The organism is Enterobacter sp. RCC_40, from assembly GCF_041360735.1.
Lineage (GTDB): Bacteria > Pseudomonadota > Gammaproteobacteria > Enterobacterales > Enterobacteriaceae > Enterobacter > Enterobacter ludwigii.
This window is the reverse complement of record NZ_JBFUPR010000002.1, coordinates 581,082-602,849: the sequence shown is the minus strand read 5'-3', so window position 1 is coordinate 602,849 and position 21,768 is coordinate 581,082. Positions and strand designations below refer to the sequence as shown.

Annotated in this window: 22 protein-coding genes and 5 tRNA genes; 10 read left to right on the top strand and 17 right to left on the bottom strand. The window is 53.8% G+C overall.

The window, feature by feature from the left end:
• Positions 1-81: 81 nt before the first annotated feature.
• A complete protein-coding gene (locus tag AB6731_RS11020) occupies positions 82-900 on the top strand; it encodes a pyridoxal phosphatase (protein ID WP_025204641.1) in 819 nt (272 codons plus the stop codon).
• On the opposite strand, the gene modC is transcribed toward AB6731_RS11020, so the two are convergent.
• The 4 genes from modC to AB6731_RS11000 form a co-directional block, all read right to left on the bottom strand.
• Positions 901-1,959 (bottom strand): molybdenum ABC transporter ATP-binding protein ModC, encoded by a 1,059-nt coding sequence (modC, locus tag AB6731_RS11015; RefSeq protein WP_371006357.1) that lies wholly within the window; start codon positions 1,957-1,959, stop codon positions 901-903. It lies immediately after the preceding gene.
• 2 nt (positions 1,960-1,961) lie between these two features.
• Entirely contained in the window at positions 1,962-2,651 is a 690-nt protein-coding gene (gene modB, locus AB6731_RS11010; protein ID WP_020884946.1) for a molybdate ABC transporter permease subunit, read from the bottom strand.
• Positions 2,651-3,424 (bottom strand): molybdate ABC transporter substrate-binding protein, encoded by a 774-nt coding sequence (gene modA / locus AB6731_RS11005; protein ID WP_371006356.1) that lies wholly within the window; start codon positions 3,422-3,424, stop codon positions 2,651-2,653. The genes modB and modA overlap by 1 nt, the downstream gene beginning before the upstream one ends.
• Positions 3,425-3,603: 179 nt before the next feature.
• A complete protein-coding gene (locus tag AB6731_RS11000) occupies positions 3,604-3,753 on the bottom strand; it encodes an AcrZ family multidrug efflux pump-associated protein (protein WP_020884948.1) in 150 nt (49 codons plus the stop codon).
• A 127-nt stretch (positions 3,754-3,880) separates the two neighbouring features.
• On the opposite strand from AB6731_RS11000, the gene modE reads away from it, so the two are divergent.
• The 7 genes from modE (at position 3,881) to gpmA (ending at position 11,632) form a co-directional block, all read left to right on the top strand.
• A complete protein-coding gene (modE, locus tag AB6731_RS10995) occupies positions 3,881-4,669 on the top strand; it encodes a molybdenum-dependent transcriptional regulator (protein WP_025204643.1) in 789 nt (262 codons plus the stop codon).
• 67 nt (positions 4,670-4,736) lie between these two features.
• The gene (gene modF, locus AB6731_RS10990; RefSeq protein WP_032677710.1) at positions 4,737-6,209 is read left to right on the top strand and encodes a molybdate ABC transporter ATP-binding protein ModF; all 1,473 of its coding nucleotides are present in this window, start codon (positions 4,737-4,739) and stop codon (positions 6,207-6,209) included.
• Positions 6,210-6,411: 202 nt separating this feature from the next.
• Positions 6,412-7,428, top strand: coding sequence for a UDP-glucose 4-epimerase GalE (gene galE, locus AB6731_RS10985; RefSeq protein ID WP_020884951.1), 1,017 nt, complete (start codon positions 6,412-6,414; stop codon positions 7,426-7,428).
• 9 nt (positions 7,429-7,437) lie between these two features.
• Positions 7,438-8,484: a galactose-1-phosphate uridylyltransferase gene (galT, locus tag AB6731_RS10980; protein ID WP_014169198.1), complete on the top strand. Its 1,047-nt coding sequence runs from the start codon at positions 7,438-7,440 to the stop codon at positions 8,482-8,484.
• 3 nt (positions 8,485-8,487) lie between these two features.
• Positions 8,488-9,636, top strand: coding sequence for a galactokinase (gene galK / locus AB6731_RS10975; RefSeq protein WP_025204645.1), 1,149 nt, complete (start codon positions 8,488-8,490; stop codon positions 9,634-9,636).
• Complete coding sequence (gene galM, locus AB6731_RS10970) at positions 9,630-10,673, top strand: galactose-1-epimerase (protein WP_032677707.1); 1,044 nt, start codon at positions 9,630-9,632, stop codon at positions 10,671-10,673. Before galK ends, galM begins: the two co-directional genes overlap by 7 nt.
• 206 nt (positions 10,674-10,879) lie before the next feature.
• On the top strand, positions 10,880-11,632 hold the full coding sequence (gene gpmA / locus AB6731_RS10965) for a 2,3-diphosphoglycerate-dependent phosphoglycerate mutase (protein ID WP_020884954.1): 753 nt from the start codon (positions 10,880-10,882) through the stop codon (positions 11,630-11,632).
• A gap of 61 nt (positions 11,633-11,693) precedes the next feature.
• Here the strand turns inward: gpmA and aroG are convergent, their stop codons facing one another.
• Positions 11,694-12,746 carry a 3-deoxy-7-phosphoheptulonate synthase AroG gene (aroG, locus tag AB6731_RS10960; RefSeq protein ID WP_014169194.1) on the bottom strand — a complete coding sequence of 351 codons (1,053 nt, stop codon included), beginning with the start codon at positions 12,744-12,746 and terminating at the stop codon, positions 11,694-11,696.
• A gap of 304 nt (positions 12,747-13,050) precedes the next feature.
• Between aroG and AB6731_RS10955 the strand changes: the two genes are divergently transcribed.
• Both AB6731_RS10955 and zitB read left to right on the top strand, forming a co-directional pair.
• Entirely contained in the window at positions 13,051-13,431 is a 381-nt protein-coding gene (locus tag AB6731_RS10955) for a YbgS-like family protein (protein ID WP_025204646.1), read from the top strand.
• Positions 13,432-13,537: 106 nt separating this feature from the next.
• Positions 13,538-14,476, top strand: a complete 939-nt coding sequence (zitB, locus tag AB6731_RS10950) for a CDF family zinc transporter ZitB (RefSeq protein WP_020884956.1) — start codon at positions 13,538-13,540, stop codon at positions 14,474-14,476.
• Here the strand turns inward: zitB and pnuC are convergent.
• The 12 genes from pnuC to tolR form a co-directional block, all read right to left on the bottom strand.
• Positions 14,473-15,192, bottom strand: a complete 720-nt coding sequence (gene pnuC, locus AB6731_RS10945) for a nicotinamide riboside transporter PnuC (protein ID WP_086532779.1) — start codon at positions 15,190-15,192, stop codon at positions 14,473-14,475. The genes zitB and pnuC overlap by 4 nt on opposite strands.
• 22 nt (positions 15,193-15,214) lie before the next feature.
• On the bottom strand, positions 15,215-16,258 hold the full coding sequence (gene nadA, locus AB6731_RS10940) for a quinolinate synthase NadA (RefSeq protein WP_020884958.1): 1,044 nt from the start codon (positions 16,256-16,258) through the stop codon (positions 15,215-15,217).
• A 235-nt stretch (positions 16,259-16,493) separates the two neighbouring features.
• Positions 16,494-16,569: transfer RNA gene (locus tag AB6731_RS10935), tRNA-Lys, on the bottom strand.
• A gap of 31 nt (positions 16,570-16,600) precedes the next feature.
• Positions 16,601-16,676: transfer RNA gene (locus AB6731_RS10930), tRNA-Lys, on the bottom strand.
• Between the two features lie 139 nt (positions 16,677-16,815).
• Positions 16,816-16,891 (bottom strand) — tRNA-Lys (locus AB6731_RS10925).
• Between the two features lie 4 nt (positions 16,892-16,895).
• Positions 16,896-16,971, bottom strand: a tRNA-Val gene (locus tag AB6731_RS10920).
• A gap of 27 nt (positions 16,972-16,998) precedes the next feature.
• Positions 16,999-17,074 (bottom strand) — tRNA-Lys (locus AB6731_RS10915).
• Positions 17,075-17,235: 161 nt separating this feature from the next.
• Positions 17,236-18,030 carry a cell division protein CpoB gene (cpoB, locus tag AB6731_RS10910; protein ID WP_040016950.1) on the bottom strand — a complete coding sequence of 265 codons (795 nt, stop codon included), beginning with the start codon at positions 18,028-18,030 and terminating at the stop codon, positions 17,236-17,238.
• Positions 18,031-18,039: 9 nt separating this feature from the next.
• Positions 18,040-18,561, bottom strand: a complete 522-nt coding sequence (gene pal / locus AB6731_RS10905; RefSeq protein ID WP_003858578.1) for a peptidoglycan-associated lipoprotein Pal — start codon at positions 18,559-18,561, stop codon at positions 18,040-18,042.
• Between the two features lie 35 nt (positions 18,562-18,596).
• On the bottom strand, positions 18,597-19,889 hold the full coding sequence (tolB, locus tag AB6731_RS10900; RefSeq protein ID WP_025204648.1) for a Tol-Pal system beta propeller repeat protein TolB: 1,293 nt from the start codon (positions 19,887-19,889) through the stop codon (positions 18,597-18,599).
• Positions 19,890-20,022: 133 nt separating this feature from the next.
• On the bottom strand, positions 20,023-21,309 hold the full coding sequence (tolA, locus tag AB6731_RS10895; RefSeq protein ID WP_025204649.1) for a cell envelope integrity protein TolA: 1,287 nt from the start codon (positions 21,307-21,309) through the stop codon (positions 20,023-20,025).
• Positions 21,310-21,337: 28 nt separating this feature from the next.
• Positions 21,338-21,766, bottom strand: coding sequence for a colicin uptake protein TolR (gene tolR, locus AB6731_RS10890; RefSeq protein ID WP_014169185.1), 429 nt, complete (start codon positions 21,764-21,766; stop codon positions 21,338-21,340).
• Positions 21,767-21,768: the final 2 nt, after the last annotated feature.

The following is a 21,768-nucleotide window of genomic DNA, read 5'->3' as shown; positions in this document are numbered from 1 at the left end:
GTCATCGGGAATTTTGAAGCCTTTGCCTCTCGGTGTACCATCCCTTCAGAACGTAAATTCAATATTAACCCGGAAAAACAAATGACCTCGCGTGTAATTGCTCTGGATTTAGACGGTACCTTACTTACTCCGCAGAAAACCCTTCTCCCCTCTTCCCTTGAAGCACTCAAACGCGCGCAGGAAGTGGGATATCAACTCCTTATCGTAACGGGTCGACATCACGTTGCCATTCATCCTTTTTATCAGGCACTGGCGTTAGATACACCTGCAATTTGTTGTAATGGCACTTATTTGTATGATTATCAGGCAAAAAAGGTTTTAGAATCCGATCCGCTGCCCGTGCCTCAGGCGCTGCAATTGATTGATCTGCTTGATGAGCATGCCATTCACGGCCTGATGTATGTAGATAACGCAATGGTGTATGAACGTCCGACAGGCCACGTGATCCGCACCAGCAACTGGGCATTGTCTCTGCCTGAAGCGCAGCGTCCGGTCTTTACCCAGGTTTCCTCCCTGCGCCAGGCGGCTCAGGATGTCGATGCTATCTGGAAATTTGCGCTGACGGATGAAGATACCACCAAACTGAATGCCTTCGCGACGCACGTTGAACAAACGCTGGGTCTGGAGTGCGAGTGGTCCTGGCACGACCAGGTCGATATCGCCCGCAAAGGCAACAGCAAAGGCAAGCGTCTGACGCAGTTCGTGGAGTCTCAGGGTGGGTCAATGCAGGATGTGATTGCCTTTGGCGATAACTACAACGACATCAGCATGCTGGAGGCCGCCGGTACAGGCGTGGCAATGGGCAACGCCGACGATGCGGTAAAAGCGCGTGCTAACGTCGTGATTGGTGATAATACCACCGACAGCATCGCGCAGTATATTTATACCCACCTGCTGTAATCAGGTGGTGATGGAGACGCTCTTGATTTGCACGTAAAGCCACAGGCCAGACTTGATCCCTAACTCATCTCTGGCCCACGGACTGATGCGCGCCCAGAGCGTCTTGCTGCCCACCTCGAGCTTTACCTCAACCTGTCCGTTATCATCAAAACACTCCGCCACTTTCGCGCGCAGGATATTGCGAATACTGGTCTGCAGCGGTGCTTGCAGCACCAGAGAGACATCTGAAGCCTGAATGCGTATACGCAACGCAGACTGCAGCGGTTTGTCGATTTTGTTGACCCACAAATGCTGGTCGCCCAGCGCCAGTGCGGTCATCGCATAATGCGGGTGATGTTCCAGCACGCTCACCTTAAGGATACTGCTCTGCTGCTCCTTCGGTAACCACGGGTGCATCACGCTGCTGCCCCACACCTCTTCCAGATTACCGAATGCCTTAACGCTGCCCTCTTCCAGTACCAGCACTTTATCGGCCAGATGCAGGATCTCATCCAGCGAGTGGCTGACGTAGAGCATCGGGATATTGATTTCACGCGCAAGGCGCTGAAGATAGGGCAGCAGTTCACGTTTTCGCGGAATATCCAGCGAGGCCAGCGGTTCGTCGAGCAACAGCAGTTCTGGCGCGGTGAGCAACGCGCGGCCTATCGCCACGCGCTGTTTTTCACCACCAGAAAGCGATGAAGGGAGCCGGTCCAGCAGTGACTCAATGCCCAGCAGCGCCACCAGCTTATCAAATTGCGCGGCCATGCTTTTGGCCATGCCGTAGCGAAGATTACCGCGCACGCTGTAATGCGGAAATAATCGCGCATCCTGAAAAACATAACCAATTCGCCGCTTATCCGGTGCCAGGTAAATTTTGTTCTCAACGTCGTTTAAGACGCGATCGTTGAGCACAATCCGTCCGAACTGCGGCCGCGTCAGTCCGCTGATGGCATTGATCAATGAGGTTTTCCCTGCACCAGATACGCCAAAGATGGCGGTAATGCCGCTCGCAGGCAGCGTCTCGTTAAGGGTCAGGGTATGATTTCCCAGCGTCTGGGTGAACTGAAGTTCGAGCATGACTATTTCCCCATCCGCTCGCGACTGAGTCGCGCCAGCCATTCCGAAACCAGCAGCGAGACCAGCGCCAGCACAATTGAGATAATGCACAGCCGCGCCGCGGCACCTTCTCCACCCGGCGTCTGAATCAGGGTGTACATTGCTGACGGGATCGTTCGCGTCTCACCGGGGATATTCGACACAAAGGTAATCGTGGCACCAAACTCACCCAGCGAGCGGGCGAACGCCAGTACCGTGCCGACAATAATGCCCGGCAGCGTAAGCGGGAGCGTGATGGTGAAAAAAACGCGCCAGCGCCCGGCACCCAGCGTGCGGGCAGCCTGTTCCAGTTTGATATCAACCCCTTCCAGCGCCAGGCGAATAGCCCTGACCATCAGCGGGAATGACATCACCGCCGCCGCCAGTACCGCCCCTCGCCAGCTAAACGCAAACGTCAGCCCAAACCAGTCATATAACCATTCGCCAATAAAACCGCGCCGCCCCATCGACACCAGCAGCAGGTAGCCAACCACCACCGGTGGCAACACGAGGGGAAGATGAAGAACGCTATCCAGCAGGGCTTTGCCGGGAAACTTACAGCGAACCAGTAACCATGCAAAGAAGATCCCAAAGGGCAAACTCAGCGTAACCGCCAGGGAAGAGACTTTCAGGCTCAGCAGGACAGCCTGCCATTCAGGATCGGTCAATATCATTAGTGAGTCGTAAATCCGTAACGTTTAAAGATTGCGGACGCTTCGGGTCCCTTCAGGTATTCGCTGAAGGCCGTCACGGTCGCATTTTTATGTCCATCAACAATCGCAACAGGATATTCCACTTTCTTGTGGGAGTCTTCCGGGAACGTACCAACCACTTTCACCCCTTTACTGGCGACGGCGTCCGACCCGTAGACTATCCCCAGCGGCGCTTCATTACGTTCAACCAGCGCCAGAGCACCGCGCACATCTTCAGCCGGAGCCAGTGTGGGCGATAACGTCTCCCAGGCACCCAGTTTTTGCAATGCTTCTTTGGCGTAGATCCCCGCCGGTACATGCTCCGGATCGCCAACGGCCAGGCGTCCTCCGTTCAGCAACCGGGTCCAGGGAGTCTCGTTGTTGATAGTGATTTCGCCTTGCTGACTGGCTTTCGGCGCCACCACGACGAGGCTATTCCCCAGCAATGTTTCGCGGGTTGTCGCATCAATCGATTTCTTTTCAGCCGCGTAATCCATCCACTTCTGGTCTGCAGAGATGAACAGATCGGCCGGCGCTCCCGCTTCAATCTGACGTGCCAGCGTCGATGAAGAAGCGAATGAGGAGACCACCTCGACGTTCTTCTCTTTTTTATACGCTGCCGCGATATCCTGCATCGCGTTAGTCAACGACGCTGCCGCAAAGACGGTAATTTTACCCTCGTCAGCCAGCGCGTGTCCGCTCAGCGAAAGTGTCAGCGTTGCCCCTGCGAAAAGGCGTATCCATGTACGTGCCATTTGTAGCTCCTGTGAGTATCGTTATATACACACTAATATAACGGTAACTCCGGGGAGATCCCAGCGTTAAATCGTACCGCTCAAGGGGTACAGCAAGCTGATGCTTTAAATAATATCGGCGAGAAAGGGAAATACTTGAGAGCAAAACGCCCGGGCAAGCCGGGCGTTTCGGGGGGAAATTAATGCTGCTTTTTAGCCTGGTCTCTGTGACCAATGTTCGAAAATACGTTGAACACTTCACCCAGGCCGTAGATGGCACCGAGGATAACGGCCATCACTACTGGTACCATGATCACGGCGAATACCAGACTTTTCAACAATTCCAACATGGTTTTCTCCAGATATTGTGAATGGCTTATTCTACCCTGAAAAGTGAGAAAAACATCCCCTTTTGTGCGGTGCCCTTTGCGACCTTCGCCATTTGGGTCACAATGCACTTTTTGCCAGGACAGTGTTATGCAGGCCGAAATTCTCCTCACTCTACGACTACAGCAGAAGCTTTTCGCCGATCCGCGACGTATCGCCCTGCTTAAACAAATAGAACAAACCGGTTCAATAAGCCAGGGGGCTAAGAACGCTGGCATTAGCTATAAAAGCGCCTGGGATGCCATCAACGACATGAACACCCTGAGCGAGCAAACGCTGGTTGACCGGGCCACGGGCGGCAAAGGCGGTGGAGGTGCGATCCTGACACGTTACGGCCAGCGCCTGGTTCAGCTGTATGATCTGCTGGCGCAGATCCAGCAAAAAGCGTTTGATGTGTTAAGTGACGACGATAATCTCCCGCTGGACAGCCTGCTGGCTGCCATTTCCCGCTTTTCGCTGCAAACCAGCGCCCGTAACCAGTGGTTTGGTACGGTGATGGCGGGCGATAACGCCCAGGTGCAGCGTCATATTGAGATCCTGCTTGCCGATGGAACAACCCGTCTGAAAGCCGCGATTACCGCACAAAGCGCAGACCGACTGGCGCTGAATGAAGGTAAAGAGGTGCTGGTGTTACTGAAAGCGCCATGGGTGAATATCACTGCCGATGCCGAAAAAGCAAAAGCCGCTGATAACCAGCTACGCGGTGCCATCCGCCACGTTGAACGCGGTGAAGAGCAGTGTGAAGTACTGATGACCCTGCCGGACGGGCAAGAACTCTGCGCAACCCTTCCCCTCAGCGATGCCGCAGAATTAGAAGAAGGTGCTGTGGTGACCGCATATTTCAACGCCGACCGGGTGATTATCGCCACATTGTGCTGAGCACATTGACAAGCGTGTCGACAGTGAGTATCCCTGACATCTGTTGCTGCAAAAAATGGGATAAGTCATGTCATCATTGCATATTTCGCAAGGCACGTTTCGTCTTAGCGACACCCGAACGCTGACGATTTCTGATTTAACAATACGCGCCGGTGAAAGCTGGGCGTTTGTCGGTACAAACGGAAGCGGGAAATCAGCGCTGGCCCGTGCGCTGAGCGGAGAGCTCGCGCACCTTAAAGGGGAATACCAGTGTAACTTTACGCGCCTGACGCGCCTGTCATTTGAACAGCTGCAAAAGCTGGTGAGCGATGAATGGCAGCGCAATAACACCGATTTACTCAGCCCGGGCGAAGAGGATACGGGCCGCACGACGGCAGACATTATTCAGGATGAGGTCAACAATCCTGCCCGTTGTGCGTATCTGGCAGAACAGTTTGGCATCACTTCCCTGCTGAACCGGCGCTTTAAATACCTCTCGACCGGTGAAACCCGGAAAACGCTGCTGTGTCAGGCGCTGATGAGCGAGCCGGAACTGTTGATTCTGGATGAACCGTTCGACGGTCTCGACGTGCAGTCCCGCGCACAGCTGGCCACCCTGCTCGGCTCGCTTAACCAGCAGGGCTATACGCTGGTACTGGTGCTTAACCGTTTTGATGAAATTCCTGAGTTTATTCAGAACGCTGGCGTGCTCGCTGACTGCAACCTGACTGAAACCGGCGAAAAATCGGCGTTACTTAAGCAGGCGTTAATTGCCCAGCTGGCGCACAGTGAAAACCTGGACGGCATCACGCTGCCGGAACCGGACGCACCTTCTGCCCGCCACGCGTTAGATCCCCACCAGCCGCGCATCGTACTGCGTGATGGCGTGGTAGCGTATGACGATCGACCGATCCTTAATCATCTCAGCTGGACGGTCAACCCGGGTGAACACTGGCAAATTGTTGGCCCCAACGGCGCGGGAAAATCAACGCTGCTGAGCCTGATCACCGGCGATCACCCTCAGGGCTACAGTAACGATCTCACCCTGTTTGGCCGCCGCCGCGGAAGCGGTGAAACGATCTGGGATATCAAAAAGCATATCGGCTATGTCAGCAGCAGCCTGCATCTGGATTACCGGGTCAGCACCACGGTGCGCAATGTGATCCTGTCCGGGTATTTTGATTCCATCGGCATTTATCAGGCGGTCTCGGACAAACAGCATAAGCTGGCCCAGCAGTGGCTGGATATTCTGGGGATGGATAACCGGGTCGCTGACGCGCCGTTTCATAGCCTTTCATGGGGACAGCAGCGTCTGGCGCTGATCGTTCGCGCGCTGGTGAAACACCCGACCCTTCTGATCCTCGACGAACCGCTACAGGGGCTGGACCCATTAAACCGCCAGCTGATCCGCCGTTTTGTGGATGTCCTGATTAGCGAAGGCGAAACGCAGCTGCTGTTCGTTTCCCATCATGCCGAAGATGCCCCGTCCTGCATTACGCATCGCCTCGAGTTTGTGCCCGACGGTGAACGCTATCAGTACCTGCTGAGCAAAATCGATTAACCCCGGAGGGCTCTGCCCCTCCGTTTTTTCGGATAACCTGCACAAAGACTTCCCTATCCCTTTGATCTACAATGTCGCATTGCCGCCAAAAAACGAATTTTAAAAGCAGTGTAAACGATTCCACTATTTTATCCCATGTCACACTTTTCGCGTCTCTGTTATGCTATGGTTATTACATACCATAAGCCCAATGGAGCGAAATATGCGAGTTCTGGTAACAGGTGGTAGCGGTTACATTGGTAGTCATACCTGCGTGCAGCTGCTGCAAAACGGTCATGATGTCATCATCCTCGACAACCTGTGCAATAGTAAGCGCAGCGTGCTGCCTGTGATTGAACGTCTTGGCGGTAAACAACCAACCTTCGTGGAAGGCGACATCCGCAATGAAGCGTTGATGACCGAGATCCTTCACGACCATGCCATTGAGACGGTGATCCATTTCGCCGGCCTGAAAGCGGTGGGTGAATCCGTCGCGAAACCGCTGGAGTATTACGACAACAACGTCAACGGTACCCTGCGTTTGATCTCCGCCATGCGCGCAGCGAACGTCAAAAACTTTATCTTCAGCTCTTCCGCAACCGTCTACGGCGATCAGCCAAAAATCCCTTACGTTGAAAGCTTCCCGACCGGTACGCCGCAAAGCCCGTATGGCAAAAGCAAACTGATGGTGGAGCAGATCCTCACCGATCTGCAAAAAGCACAGCCTGAATGGAGCATCGCCTTGCTGCGCTACTTCAACCCGGTTGGTGCCCATCCGTCAGGCGATATGGGTGAAGATCCACAGGGCATCCCGAATAACCTGATGCCGTACATCGCCCAGGTGGCCGTTGGCCGCCGTGAGTCTCTGGCTATTTTCGGTAATGATTATCCAACCGAAGACGGTACCGGTGTGCGTGATTATATCCACGTCATGGATCTGGCCGACGGCCACGTGGCGGCAATGCAGCAGCTGGCCGATAAGCCAGGCGTGCATATTTATAACCTCGGCGCCGGGATCGGCAGCAGCGTGCTGGACGTCGTGAATGCCTTCAGTAAGGCCTGCGGTAAGCCTGTGAATTATCACTTCGCACCGCGCCGTGAAGGCGACCTCCCGGCTTACTGGGCCGATGCCTCCAAAGCCGATAAAGAGCTTAACTGGCGTGTCACCCGCACGCTTGATGAAATGGCACAGGATACCTGGCACTGGCAGTCTCGCCATCCACAAGGTTATCCGGACTAAGGATCCGTCATGACTTCGTTCAATCCCGTCGATCATCCGCATCGTCGTTTTAACCCGCTAAGCGGGCAATGGATTTTGGTTTCTCCGCATCGCGCCAAGCGCCCCTGGCAGGGGGCGCAAGAGACGCCTGCAAAACAGACGCTTCCCCAGCACGACCCGGACTGCTTCCTGTGTCCGGGCAACACGCGTGTGACGGGCGATAAAAACCCGGACTACAAAGGCACCTTCGTTTTCACCAACGATTTTGCCGCCCTGATGACCGACACGCCCGACGCGCCGGATAGCCAGGACCCGCTGATGCGCTGTGAAAGCGCACGCGGCACCAGCCGTGTTATCTGTTTCTCGCCCGACCACAGCAAAACGCTGCCGGAGCTGAGTGTTGACGCGCTGAAAGAGGTCGTCAGCACCTGGCAGACGCAAACTGCTGAACTGGGCCAGACCTACCCGTGGGTACAAGTGTTCGAAAACAAGGGCGCGGCAATGGGCTGCTCTAACCCGCACCCGCACGGTCAGATCTGGGCCAACAGTTTCCTGCCAAACGAAGCCGAGCGTGAAGACCGTCTGCAAAAAGCCTATTTCGCGGAAAACGGATCGCCGATGCTGGTGGATTACACCCGTCGTGAACTGGCCGATGGCAGCCGAACGGTGGTGGAAACCGAGCATTGGCTGGCCGTCGTACCTTACTGGGCAGCATGGCCATTTGAGACGCTGCTTCTGCCAAAAGCACAGGTTCTGCGCATCACCGATCTGAGCGACGCACAGCGCGATGACCTCGCCCTGGCACTGAAGAAACTGACCAGCCGTTATGACAACCTGTTCCAGTGCTCCTTCCCGTACTCAATGGGCTGGCATGGCGCTCCGTTTAACGGTGAAGAGAATCAACACTGGCAGTTGCATGCCCATTTCTATCCGCCGCTGCTGCGCTCTGCGACGGTACGTAAATTCATGGTGGGCTATGAAATGCTGGCAGAAACCCAGCGTGACCTGACGGCAGAACAGGCTGCAGAACGCCTGCGTGCTGTGAGTGACGTCCATTATCGCGAATCAGGAGTCTAAAAAATGAGTCTGAAAGATAAAACACAATCCCTGTTTGCTGAGAAATTTGGCTACCCTGCCACCCATGTCATTCAGGCGCCTGGCCGCGTGAACCTGATTGGTGAACATACCGACTATAACGATGGTTTCGTTCTGCCGTGCGCCATTGATTACCAGACTGTCATTAGCTGCGCTAAGCGCGATGATCGCAAAGTCCGCGTTATTGCAGCGGATTACAACAATGAGACGGATGAGTTTTCCCTCGATGCACCCATCGTTACCCACGACAGCCAGCAATGGTCTAACTACGTGCGCGGCGTGGTAAAACACCTGCAGAAACGTAATAAAAACGTGGGCGGCGCTGATCTGGTCATCAGCGGAAACGTGCCTCAGGGCGCCGGGTTAAGCTCGTCCGCGTCGCTGGAAGTCGCCGTGGGTACCGTCTTCCAGCAGCTTTATCATCTGCCGCTGGACGGGGCACAAATCGCCCTGAATGGTCAGGAAGCGGAAAACCAGTTTGTGGGCTGTAACTGCGGCATCATGGACCAGCTGATCTCTGCGCTGGGTAAAAAAGAGCATGCCTTGCTTATCGACTGCCGCTCTCTGGGCACCAAAGCCGTTCCCTTGCCAAAAGGCGCAGCTGTGGTAATTATTAACAGCAACTTTAAACGCACGCTGGTGGGCAGCGAGTACAACACCCGCCGCGAGCAGTGTGAAACCGGCGCACGTTTCTTCCAGCAACCTGCGCTACGTGACGTTTCGCTCAACGAGTTCAATAAAGTGGCGCACGAACTGGATCCGGTAGTGGCGAAACGCGTTCGTCATGTGCTGACGGAAAATGCCCGTACCGTTGAAGCGGCGTCCGCGCTGGCGAAAGGCGACCTGAAACGTATGGGTGAACTGATGGCAGAATCTCACGCCTCCATGCGCGATGATTTTGAAATCACCGTTCCGCAAATCGATACCCTGGTGGACATCGTCAAAGCCACGATTGGCGATAAAGGCGGTGTGCGCATGACCGGCGGCGGCTTCGGTGGCTGCATTGTTGCCCTGATGCCGGAAGAGCTCGTCCCTGCCGTCCAGCAGGCGGTGGAAAAACAGTACGAAGCGAAAACAGGTATTAAAGAAACTTTCTACGTGTGTAAAGCATCACAAGGAGCAGGACAGTGCTAAACGAAACGCCAACCCTTGCCCCGGATGGCCTGCCGTATCGCCTGTTAACCCTGCGCAACAGCGCAGGAATGGTGGTTACGTTAATGGACTGGGGTGCCACTTTGCTATCCGCTCGCGTACCAATGCCTGATGGCAGCGTACGTGAAACCCTGCTTGGCTGCGCGTCGCCTGAGCAGTATGTCAATCAGTCCGCCTATCTTGGCGCGTCTGTCGGCCGTTATGCTAACCGCATCGCGAAAAGCGCTTTCGAACTTGATGGCGAGCGTTACTCGTTGCTTTCCAGTCAGGGCGAAAACCAGTTACACGGTGGACCTGAAGGATTCGATAAGCGCCGCTGGAAAATCGTTCAGCAAAACGACCGCGAAGTGCTGTTCTCACTGGACTCGCGTGACGGTGACCAGGGATTCCCCGGTAACCTCACCGCGTTCGCGCATTTCACGCTGGCTGACGATAACCGTATCGCCATTGAATATCGCGCGAAAGTTGATAAGCCGTGCCCGGTCAATCTGACCAACCACGCTTATTTCAACCTGGACGGCAACCAGTGCGACGTGCGTAATCACACGCTCCAGATCCTGGCCGATGCCTATCTGCCGGTGGATGAAATGGGGATCCCGTATCAGGGGCTCAAGGCCGTCAGCGGTACCAGCTTTGATTTCCGCAGCGGAAAAACCATCGCACAGGATTTCCTGAGCGATGACGATCAGCGCAAGGTGAAAGGCTATGACCACGCGTTCCTGCTGCAGGCGAAAGGTGATGTGACTCAGCCTGCCGCGCAGGTCTGGTCTGCAGATGAGAAACTGCAGATGACGGTCTACACCACGGCCCCTGCCCTGCAATTCTATTCAGGCAACTACCTTGGCGGTACCACGGCACGCGAACATGAAGAGTACAGCGACTGGCAAGGTCTGGCGCTGGAAAGCGAGTTCCTGCCGGACAGCCCGAACCATCCAGAATGGCCACAGCCGGACTGTGTGCTGCGCCCGGGTGAAGAGTACGTTAGCGTGACAGAATATCATTTCATCCCGCATTCATAATTCCCAGCCCTCCTTGCGGAGGGCTTTTTCTCTCCGTCTTGCTGAAAATAGCGCCGATCGCAGACAAAATCATAACCCTGGATTCACAAGCATCTTACACTCAGAGACTATTTTCGCTATGGTTAGGGTTAAGCGTTGCTGCTGGCACTGTCACGGCAATATAATGAGAATTGTTATCATTCAATAAAGCTTATGAGGAGTACGATATGGCTGTAACTAAGCTGGTCCTGGTGCGTCATGGCGAAAGCCAGTGGAACAACGAAAACCGCTTTACCGGTTGGTACGACGTTGATCTGTCAGAAAAAGGCGTAAGCGAAGCAAAAGCAGCAGGTAAACTGCTGAAGGCTGAAGGCTTCAGCTTTGATTTTGCTTACACCTCTGTGCTGAAACGTGCCATCCATACTCTGTGGAACGTTCTGGACGAACTGGATCAGGCCTGGCTGCCGGTTGAGAAATCCTGGAAACTGAACGAGCGTCACTACGGTGCGCTGCAGGGTCTGAACAAAGCGGAAACCGCTGAAAAATACGGTGACGAGCAGGTTAAACAGTGGCGTCGCGGCTTCGCGGTAACCCCACCAGAGCTGACCAAAGATGACGAGCGCTACCCGGGCCACGACCCGCGTTACGCGAAACTGACGGATGCTGAGCTGCCAACGACCGAGAGCCTGGCGCTGACCATCGACCGCGTTGTGCCTTACTGGAACGAAACCATTCTGCCACGCCTGAAAAGCGGCGAGCGCGTGATCATCGCAGCTCACGGTAACTCCCTGCGTGCGCTGGTGAAATACCTGGACAACATGGGTGAAGACGAGATCCTCGAACTGAACATCCCAACTGGCGTTCCGCTGGTGTATGAGTTCGACGAAAACTTCAAACCAATCAAACATTACTATCTGGGCAACGCTGATGAGATCGCTGCAAAAGCCGCGGCTGTAGCGAACCAGGGTAAAGCGAAATAATTTTCGCTGGACATAAAAAAAGCGTGGAGCAATCCACGCTTTTTTATTTGGCTCCTGAAACTCAGCCGCGACGCGCTTTTACCGCATTCGCCAGCTGACGCAGAAGGGCATCCGTATCGTCCCAGCCGATGCAGGCGTCCGTGACGCTTTTACCGTAGACCAGCGGCTCGCTGCCTTCCAGATTCTGGTTACCTTCCACCAGATGGCTTTCGATCATCACGCCAATAATCGCGTTCTCACCGCCGGCAATCTGCTGACAAACATCGGCGCCGACTTCCATCTGCTTTTTAAACTGCTTGCTGGAGTTGGCATGGCTGAAGTCGATCATCACCTGTTGTGGCAGACCCGCTTTTTCCAGCCCGACCTTCACGTCTGCCACATGTTTTGCGCTGTAGTTCGGCTCTTTACCGCCACGCAGAATAATATGACAGTCACCGTTACCGCTGGTATTTACAATGGCGGAGTGACCCCATTTGGTGACGGACAGGAAGCAGTGCGGTGCCCCGGCGGCATTGATGGCGTCAATTGCCACCTTAATGGTGCCATCGGTACCGTTTTTAAAACCAACCGGACACGAGAGACCTGACGCCAGTTCGCGGTGAACCTGAGATTCTGTAGTACGCGCACCGATTGCGCCCCAGCTCATCAGATCCGCCAGATATTGCGGCGTAATCATGTCGAGGAACTCACCGGCAGCCGGCAAACCGCTGTCGTTGATCTCCAGCAGCAGTTTGCGCGCAATACGCAGACCGTCGTTGATCTGGAAACTGTTATCCATATGCGGGTCGTTAATCAGCCCTTTCCAGCCAACGGTCGTACGCGGCTTTTCGAAGTAAACACGCATGACAATTTCCAGCTCGCCTTGCAGTTCTTCGCGAAGCTGGAGCAATCTTGCTGCGTACTCTTTGGCCGCAGCAGGATCGTGAATTGAGCAAGGGCCAATCACCACCAGAAGACGATCGTCATTACCTTTCAGGATCTTATGGATCGCTTTACGAGCATGAGACACCGTGTTTGCGGCATTTTCAGTGGCGGGGAATTTCTCAAGGAGTGCTACAGGAGGTAATAACTCATTGATCTCTTTAATACGTAAATCGTCGTTCTGATAATTCATTTTCTTTCCAGCTCTGCCATATCTTTAGTAATGAAAGCAATCCTTTCAATCTAACTTGCCGACCAGAAAGTGTAAACACGGTTTTACACTTCACGCAGATAATTCCTGGAATTCACCTAAAAATCGCCATAAAATAGCGAAAAACGAGATCTAACCTAAGATTTTTAACTGTAACAACCACTTTTGTTTGATTAAACGCGATTCCATACTGACGTAAGTCCGTATGACGGAATCTTTCGCCTCTGAAAAAGATGCACTGTTGGAAAATGTTATCCAGCGTAACGACAAGAACAGGAGCACCAAGATGAAAATGACGAAACTGGCAACCCTCTTCCTCACAGCCTCCCTTACCCTGGCAAGCGGCAGCGTCCTTGCCGCTGAGACGGGCTCAACAGATAACAACGGTGACGCGAATGCCGCGGCGGCGGCGGGACAGGTCGCCCCTGATGCAAAACAGAATATCGCCCCGAATAATGTCGATAACAGCCAGATCAATACCGGGAACACCAATACCGGAGGCACGATGTTGCATCCGGACAGTAGCGGCTCTGGCACCATGAATCATGACACGATGAGTACCGATGAGATGCATAAGAACACCATGTGCAAAGACGGTAAGTGTCCGAATTCGAATGACAAAGTGGGCGACGATGCCAATACCAAAACGGATGGCACAACCCAATAATCCGTTACGGATGTAAACGTAAAAGGAGAGCTCTGGCTCTCCTTTCTTTTTGGAGTAAGCCATTAAAAACGCTACACTAAAAACAATAACAAAAAGGAAAGCTGATATGGCGCACACGCATTCACACACCCCATCTCCTGGCGATGACAACGCTAAACGCCTTATGCTGGCCTTCGGCGTCACGGCAACGTTTATGGTTATCGAGGTCATTGGTGGCCTGGTTTCCGGCTCTCTGGCGCTTCTGGCGGATGCCGGACATATGCTTACCGATGCCGCCGCCCTGCTCTTCGCTCTGTTGGCCGTGCAGTTTGCCCGTCGTCCGCCTAACGCGCGTCATACCTTTGGCTGGCTGCGGCTAACCACTCTGGCGGCGTTTGTTAACGCTATTGCTCTGGTGGTTATCACCCTTCTTATCGTCTGGGAAGCCATACAGCGCTTTCGTCACCCTCAGCCGGTCGCCGGAGCGACAATGATGGTTATCGCCGTAGCAGGTCTGCTGGCGAATCTTCTGGCGTTCTGGATCTTGCATCGCGGCAGCGGGGAAAAGAACCTCAACGTGCGCGCTGCGGCTCTGCATGTTATGGGCGATTTACTGGGTTCCGTCGGCGCTATTGTGGCCGCGCTGGTGATCCTTTATACCGGCTGGACGCCCGTCGACCCGATTCTGTCCGTGCTGGTATCGTGTCTGGTATTGCGCAGTGCCTGGCGGCTGCTGAAGGAGAGCGTGAATGAACTGCTTGAAGGGGCGCCGGCATCCGTGGACATTGCCGAGCTTAAACGCAACCTGCGTCGTTCCGTGCCCGAAGTGCGCAATGTGCATCATGTTCACGTCTGGCTGGTGGGTGAGAAACCGGTCATGACATTGCACGTCCAGGTGATCCCTACCCATGACCATGATGGCCTGCTTGAGCGCATCCAGCACTTTCTCGAACATCACTATGAGATTGGCCACGCCACCATCCAGATGGAGTACCAGCCCTGTAACGGCCCGGACTGCCACCTGAACGAGGCGCAGTCCGGACATTCACATCATCACCATCATTAGTTCGAAAGCGCGCGAGAGCCTCGCTCACGCGCGCTGTTAATCCACATCCGGCTCCCGTTCAGGGCAATGAAGGTCAGCATTAGATACTCCAGCGACATCGCATAGACGCCCTGACGTGCAAAAATAACCACGCTAATGACGTTAATGACGACCCAGAGCAGCCAGTTCTCAACGTATTTACGGGTCATCAGGATCATCGCAGCAATCGACAGCACCATCATGCAGGAGTCCCAGAACGGGAAAGCATCCGGCTGGAGTGATGGCATAGCGACATTCAGCCCGAGGCCAGACATGACCGACACCGCGACACGGGTCAGGAATGCAAACACCGGGTTGATATAGACGGACATTAAACCAATGGCGACAACGCAGGCGACAAACCAGGCGATGGCTTTCGGTAAGGGCAGCCAGCGGATTTGCAGCTCTGCCTCCTGCTGGCTGTTCTGCCGCGACCACGCGTACCAACCGTAAATGTTCGCCGCAAAGAAGAACAACTGCAAAAGCAGGCTGGCGTACAGCTGGATCTGGAAGAAGATAATCGCAAAGAGCGTAACGTTAATTAACCCGAACGCGTAGTTGCTGATCTTCTCCAGGCTTGCCAGCCAGATACACAATAACCCAGCCAGCGTACCCACGGCCTCAATCCATGACAGGTCATAGCCACCTGCACCAATCGGTATATGAACCAGAATGTTCTGTGTGCTAAAAAAATCCATCTTTTCCCCAGGGCGTATTGAATTAAGTACGTAGTGTAGCCGCAAAATCCAGCATGCGGTTAAGCGGAATTAACGCACCTTCACGCAGAGCAGCATCCACATGGATTTCATGCGTTGCTCCGCCTTTCTCCAGCCCCTCAGCAATAGCTTTCAGGCCGTTCATCGCCATCCACGGGCAGTGCGCGCAGCTACGACACGTCGCCCCCTCGCCCGCCGTTGGTGCTTCAAGCAGCTCTTTCTCAGGCACGGCCTGCTGCATCTTATAGAAAATACCGCGGTCGGTTGCCACGATGAGCTGCTTGTGCGGCAGCGTCCTGGCGGCATTGATAAGCTGGCTTGTGGATCCCACGGCATCCGCCATGTCGACAATGGACTGCGGTGATTCCGGGTGAACAAGGATCGCAGCGTGCGGGTAAAGCGCCTTCATGCGCGAGAGCGCCTGCGTCTTAAATTCGTCATGAACAATACAGGCACCCTGCCAGCAAAGCACGTCAGCGCCGGTCTGCTTCTGCACGTAATTACCGAGATGGCGGTCAGGCGCCCAGATGATTTTCTCGCCCAGGCTGTCCAGATGCTCAATCAGTTCAACGGCGATGCTTGACGTCACGACCCAGTCTGCCCGCGCTTTCACTGCGGCAGAGGTATTGGCATAGACCACCACGGTACGGTCCGGATGGGCGTCGCAGAAGGCCGAGAACGCATCAATCGGACAGCCGAGGTCGAGTGAACACTCCGCATGTAGCGTTGGCATCAGAATGGTTTTTTCAGGGCTGAGAATCTTTGCGGTTTCACCCATAAAGCGAACGCCTGCGACCAGTAACGTGGAAGCAGGATGTCTGGCACCAAAGCGTGCCATCTCCAGAGAGTCAGAGATGCAGCCCCCGGTCTCTTCCGCCAGTTGCTGGATTTCCGGGTCGGTGTAGTAATGTGCAACCATCACTGCATCTCGCTCTTTGAGAAGACGTTTGATCTTCTCACGGTAAAACTGCTTCTCATCCTGACTCAGCGGGACAGGCTTTGGCGGGAAGGGATAGATTGCGGCTTCTGGATCAAACATCACGCTCATTATGGCTTCTCGTTTTACTGGCTTAACATTATTGCCTTTCTTTTGCATGACATAGCAAAACGGACGGCAAATGTGTTTTGTATACTAAACAAGATAGCGAATTTGCGAGAAAAAGTCACCGGAAATAGGTGTGCGTAGCACGCATCGGATGGCGTCTTCGCCGGAGCCGACCTGCAAGGTCAAAATATGCGGAATACAGATAGCAAAAAAGCGCCTTTAGGGCGCTTTTTTACATTGGTGGGTCGTGCAGGATTCGAACCTGCGACCAATTGATTAAAAGTCAACTGCTCTACCAACTGAGCTAACGACCCCTTGCGGGATGTACAGCAAATCTATTCAGGCTGGTGGGTCGTGCAGGATTCGAACCTGCGACCAATTGATTAAAAGTCAACTGCTCTACCAACTGAGCTAACGACCCGCTTGGGTGTTGCCTGAATTTTTACTCATACCAATAACCTGGTGGGTCGTGCAGGATGACTCGGCTTCGCCTCGCCCTACGGGCCGTTGCTGTTGCAACGTTATCCTTCACGTTTAACATCTGAGTAAGACATTAAAATTGGTGGGTCGTGCAGGATTCGAACCTGCGACCAATTGATTAAAAGTCAACTGCTCTACCAACTGAGCTAACGACCCGGAGTGGTGGGTGATGACGGGCTCGAACCGCCGACCCCCTCCGTGTAAAGGAGATGCTCTACCAACTGAGCTAATCACCCACTCTGTACTACCGGAACTGCTTTAAGTGGTGGGTCGTGCAGGATTCGAACCTGCGACCAATTGATTAAAAGTCAACTGCTCTACCAACTGAGCTAACGACCCACTTTTACGCTGTTTTCACGTTGTTTGATATCCCGTGGCAACGGCGGCATATATTACTGATTTAAGAATTCAGCGCAACAAAAATTTCGATGAAGATCACTTAACTGCTTACGAATCATGCTGCACGACCAGAAATAACGCGATTTCTGGTCATGCGATAATCATCCCATCGAATTCAGACGTTTTTGCGCCTGCTTCGCACCTTCGGTGCCAGGGAATTTAGCAACCACCTGCTGATAAACCGCTTTCGCTTTCGCAGTGTCACCTTTGTCCTGCATGATGACGCCGACTTTAAACATCGCATCAGGCGCTTTTGGCGATTTCGGGTAATTTTTCACCACTGAGGCAAAATAAAACGCCGCATCGTCCTTTTTACCCTTGTTGTAATTCAGCTGACCCAGCCAATAATTTGCATTGGGCAGATAAGTGGAATCAGGGTATTTCTTCACAAAGTTCTGAAACGCAGCGATAGCGTCATCCTGACGAGATTGATCCTGTACCAGGGCAATGGCCGCGTTGTAGTCCGTATTCGCGTCACCGCTCTGAACAGGCGCTCCCGTCGAGGCCGAAGCATCTGCCGCAGGAGCAGGGGTCGACGTCGCCGCACCGCTCTGATCGCCTGCTGCTGGCTGCGCAGCTGCGCCACCGCTGCTGAGGCTATCCATCTGCAGCAAGATTTGCTTCTGACGTTCCACAACTTGGTTAAGCTGATACTGGCTTTCCTGAATCTGACCACGGAGAGAGTCAATATCGTTTTGGTTGTCGGAAAGTTGTTGCTGGAGTTGGGTTAAAAGCTGACTGTGAGCGTTAGAAATACGCTCGAGTTGAGTGACCCGGTCTTCTACCGAGCCTGAGCCGACACTACTGATTGGTGCCTGAGCAAAAGCGGCCCAGGGGGCCGCTATTCCAACCAGTAACGACAGACTCAACAGATGATGTCTGAAGTTACTGCTCATGCAATTCTCTTAGTAAACCAGTACGGCACGACGGTTTTTGGAGTAAGCCGCTTCGTCGTGACCCAGTACTGCAGGTTTTTCTTTACCGTAAGAAACGATGGAGATCTGGTCAGCAGAAACGCCTTTACCCTGCAGGTACATTTTAACGGCGTTAGCACGACGTTCACCCAGGGAGATGTTGTACTCTGGAGTACCACGTTCGTCCGCGTGACCTTCTACGGTGACTTTGTAAGACGGGTTGCTACGCAGGAAGTTAGCGTGAGCATCCAGCATCGCAGCGAAGTCAGAACGGATGTCGTATTTATCCAGATCGAAGTAAACGATGTTGTTCTGCTGCAGCTGCTGCATCTGAAGACGCGCTTGCTCTTCAGAAGACATGTTGCCATTGCCATTCGCGTCCATACCGGTACCGGCACCCATCATGCCTTCGCCGCTCTGGTCATTGCTTGCATTCTTGTTAGAAGAACACGCTGCGATTGCCATTACAGGCAGAGCGATCATCAGCCCCTTCAGCACTTTGTTCAGTTGCATTTCTATGATTCCTTTAGTAATCAATTAATTATTATTTACAGATACGGCGACCAGGCAGGTGATTTTACCTGTCCATCAGTTGCCGGAATACGCGCTTTGAAACGCCCATCTGTAGAAACCAGATTCAGCACAGATCCCATCCCCTGAGAAGAGCTGTAGATTACCATAGTGCCGTTAGGTGCCAGACTTGGCGTTTCATCCAGGAACGTTGACGACAGAACTTGAACGCCACCCGCTACCAGATCTTGTTTGGCAATGTGCTGCTGCCCACCGTTGGAGCTGACCATTACCATAAATTTACCGTCGCTGCTCACGTCCGCGTTTTGGTTCTGCGAACCTTCCCAGGTAATACGCTGTGGAGCACCGCCGTTGACGTTCACTTTATAGATTTGTGGACGACCTGCCTGGTCAGACGTAAATGCCAGGTTCTGGCTGTCCGGGAACCAGGACGGTTCGGTGTTGTTGCTGCGACCATCGGTCACCTGGCGAATTTGACCTGAGCCAATGTCCATCACGTACAGGTTCAGGCTACCGGTTTTAGAGAGCGCAAACGCCAGTTTGGTACCGTCCGGAGAGAACGAAGGCGCACCGTTGTGACGAGGGAACGACGCAACCTGGCGAACAGCACCGTTAGCCAGCGTCTGGATAACCAGCGCTGAACGACCGCTTTCGAAGGTAACATAAGCCAGTTTAGAACCGTCCGGAGACCAGGCTGGAGACATCAGCGGCTGAGAAGAACGTTTCACCAAGAACTGATTGTAACCATCGTAGTCAGATACGCGCAGCTCATACGGGAACTGACCGCCATTGGTCTGTACCACATAAGCAATACGGGTACGGAACGCACCTTTAATGCCGGTCAGTTTTTCAAATACCGCATCGCTGGCAGCGTGTGCCGCGTAGCGCAGGTACTGTTTAGTGACCTTGTAAGAGTTCTGTGCCAGAACGGTACCCGGTGCACCGCCGGTATCAACCAGCTGCCATGCAACGTTGTAAGAGCCGTCCGGGTTAGGTGTAACCTGACCAACAACGACAGCATCGATACCGAGTGCAGACCATGCGGCAGGCTGTACTTCCTGCGCGCTGCCCGGCTGCTGAGGCAGACGAGAACGATCTAATGGGTTGAATTTACCGCTGTTACGCAGGTCAGCCGCAACGATGCCACCGGCATCTTCAGGCGCAGCGCCAGGGCCGGCCCACTGGAACGGAACAACACCGATTGGGCGTGCCGAATCCACCCCCTGGGTGATCTCGATACGTACTTCTGCGTGCAGTACTGCTGCCCACAGCATTAAAAAACCAAATGCTACACGTAATGCCTGCTTCATCATATCTCCCTTATCCGGGTAACCTTACCCACGATAATTTAGCAGAATGTTAACAAACCCAAATAGACAAAACTACTAAACCCTGTGACTAACCCTGGTCTATTTTTCCCCGTTTGCACGGGGAAAATGTAACTTAAGGTTTGAAGTCCAGCGGTGCATTTTTAAAGACTTCGTAGACTGCCTGTGACGGCGGCTTAGGCATCTTAGCCTGACGCGCTGCGGCAAGTGCTGCAGTACATAAAGCGGGATCGCCACCTTCGGACTTAATATCAAGGAGCATGCCATCCGGCGCCAGTTTTATACGCAGCGTGCACGTTTTACCGGTGTAGGAAGACGCATCATAGAATCGGCTTTCGATAGCGGATTTAATCTGCGCGGCATAACCGTTGATTTCTGCACCAGAAGCACCGTTACTCTTAGTGTTACCACTTCCTGTTGGTGCTGCATTGTTTCCTTTCGCACCACCGCCCGCTTTCGGCGCATTCTTACCAGAACTCAGGTCGCCCAGGAGATCGTCAACGCCAGCGGCATCCGCGGCTTTCTCAGCGGCGGCCGCTTTTTTGGCGGCGGCTTTCTCTGCAGCAGCTTTCTTATCGGCAGCGGCTTTTTCTGCTGCAGCTTTTTTGTCAGCAGCCGCTTTCTCGGCGGCGGCTTTCTTCTCTGCTGCGGCTTTTTCAGCAGCGGCCGCTTTTTCTGCTGCAGCCTTCTCGGCAGCAGCCGCTTTCTTCGCAGCATCGGCAGCAGCTTTCTTCTCTGCTTCCTGAGCAGCTTTCTTCGCGGCTTCCGCTTCAGCTTTTTTCTGAGCATCAGCAGCAGCTTTTTTTGCCGCTTCCGCTTCAGCTTTCTTCTGAGCATCAGCAGCGGCTTTCTTCGCCGCTTCGGCTTCAGCTTTCTTCTGAGCATCGGCTGCGGCTTTCTTCGCCGCTTCCGCCGCTAATTTTGCCTGGGCATCAGCTTGTGCTTTCGCGTCCGCCGCGGCTTTGGCTGCCGCCTCTTCCGCCTGCTTCTGCTGTTCCTGAGCTTTCTTCGCGGCCTCTTCAGCTTGCTTCTGCTGTTCCGCCTGCTCTTTCGCCGCTTCCTGCGCCTGCAAACGTTCTTTCTCAAGCTGCTTCAGTCGCTCCTGCTCAGCGGCCTGCTTTTCACGCAGTTCTTCCGCTTGCTGTTGCGCCTGTTTTTCACGCTGCTCTTCAGCCCGTTTTGCACTCGCCTTCTGCTGTTGCTCGCGGTTATAGTTCTGCACTACCGCACCGGGATCCACCATGACGGCGTCAATGGAAGAGCCTCCACCGCCGCCCGATGATGCATCAATGTGCTCGTCGAACGAACTCCAGATCAGCACTGCAAAAAGAATAACGTGCAGCACTGCGGAGACGATTATCGCTCGCTTAAGCTTGTCGTTCTGTTCGGTTGCCTTTGACACTATCGGTTCCCAAAAACTACGCAGATGATCAAATAGGCTGAGTCATTAAGCCAACTGACTTAACGCCCGCGCTATGTAGCAAGTTCAGCGCTTTAATAATTTCATCGTATGGTACGTCTTTCGCGCCACCGATTAAGAAGACCGTTTTCGGATTTGACTCCAGGCGTCGCTGCGCTTCAGCAATAACCTGCTCAGGTGGCAGTTGATCCATACGATCTTTTTCTACCACTACGCTGTATTGCCCTACACCGGAAACCTCAATGATGACCGGAGGATCGTCATTGGTGCTTACCGCCTGTGATTCTGTCGCATCCGGCAGATCAACCTCCACGCTCTGGGTAATGATGGGTGCTGTCGCCATGAAGATCAGCAGCAGTACCAACAGAACGTCCAGCAGTGGAACGATATTGATTTCGGACTTGAGCTCGCGACGATTTCGTCCACGCGATCTGGCCATGG

Bases quoted from the DNA above. Each gene is read 5' to 3' on its own strand.
- AB6731_RS11020 (WP_025204641.1), top strand. From the start codon at position 82: ATGACCTCGCGTGTAATTGCTCTGGATTTAGACGGTACCTTACTTACT.
- modC (WP_371006357.1), bottom strand. From the start codon at position 1,959: ATGCTCGAACTTCAGTTCACCCAGACGCTGGGAAATCATACCCTGACC.
- modB (WP_020884946.1), bottom strand. From the start codon at position 2,651: ATGATATTGACCGATCCTGAATGGCAGGCTGTCCTGCTGAGCCTGAAA.
- modA (WP_371006356.1), bottom strand. From the start codon at position 3,424: ATGGCACGTACATGGATACGCCTTTTCGCAGGGGCAACGCTGACACTT.
- AB6731_RS11000 (WP_020884948.1), bottom strand. From the start codon at position 3,753: ATGTTGGAATTGTTGAAAAGTCTGGTATTCGCCGTGATCATGGTACCA.
- modE (WP_025204643.1), top strand. From the start codon at position 3,881: ATGCAGGCCGAAATTCTCCTCACTCTACGACTACAGCAGAAGCTTTTC.
- modF (WP_032677710.1), top strand. From the start codon at position 4,737: ATGTCATCATTGCATATTTCGCAAGGCACGTTTCGTCTTAGCGACACC.
- galE (WP_020884951.1), top strand. From the start codon at position 6,412: ATGCGAGTTCTGGTAACAGGTGGTAGCGGTTACATTGGTAGTCATACC.
- galT (WP_014169198.1), top strand. From the start codon at position 7,438: ATGACTTCGTTCAATCCCGTCGATCATCCGCATCGTCGTTTTAACCCG.
- galK (WP_025204645.1), top strand. From the start codon at position 8,488: ATGAGTCTGAAAGATAAAACACAATCCCTGTTTGCTGAGAAATTTGGC.
- gpmA (WP_020884954.1), top strand. From the start codon at position 10,880: ATGGCTGTAACTAAGCTGGTCCTGGTGCGTCATGGCGAAAGCCAGTGG.
- aroG (WP_014169194.1), bottom strand. From the start codon at position 12,746: ATGAATTATCAGAACGACGATTTACGTATTAAAGAGATCAATGAGTTA.
- AB6731_RS10955 (WP_025204646.1), top strand. From the start codon at position 13,051: ATGAAAATGACGAAACTGGCAACCCTCTTCCTCACAGCCTCCCTTACC.
- zitB (WP_020884956.1), top strand. From the start codon at position 13,538: ATGGCGCACACGCATTCACACACCCCATCTCCTGGCGATGACAACGCT.
- pnuC (WP_086532779.1), bottom strand. From the start codon at position 15,192: ATGGATTTTTTTAGCACACAGAACATTCTGGTTCATATACCGATTGGT.
- nadA (WP_020884958.1), bottom strand. From the start codon at position 16,258: ATGAGCGTGATGTTTGATCCAGAAGCCGCAATCTATCCCTTCCCGCCA.
- cpoB (WP_040016950.1), bottom strand. From the start codon at position 18,030: ATGAGCAGTAACTTCAGACATCATCTGTTGAGTCTGTCGTTACTGGTT.
- pal (WP_003858578.1), bottom strand. From the start codon at position 18,561: ATGCAACTGAACAAAGTGCTGAAGGGGCTGATGATCGCTCTGCCTGTA.
- tolB (WP_025204648.1), bottom strand. From the start codon at position 19,889: ATGAAGCAGGCATTACGTGTAGCATTTGGTTTTTTAATGCTGTGGGCA.
- tolR (WP_014169185.1), bottom strand. From the start codon at position 21,766: ATGGCCAGATCGCGTGGACGAAATCGTCGCGAGCTCAAGTCCGAAATC.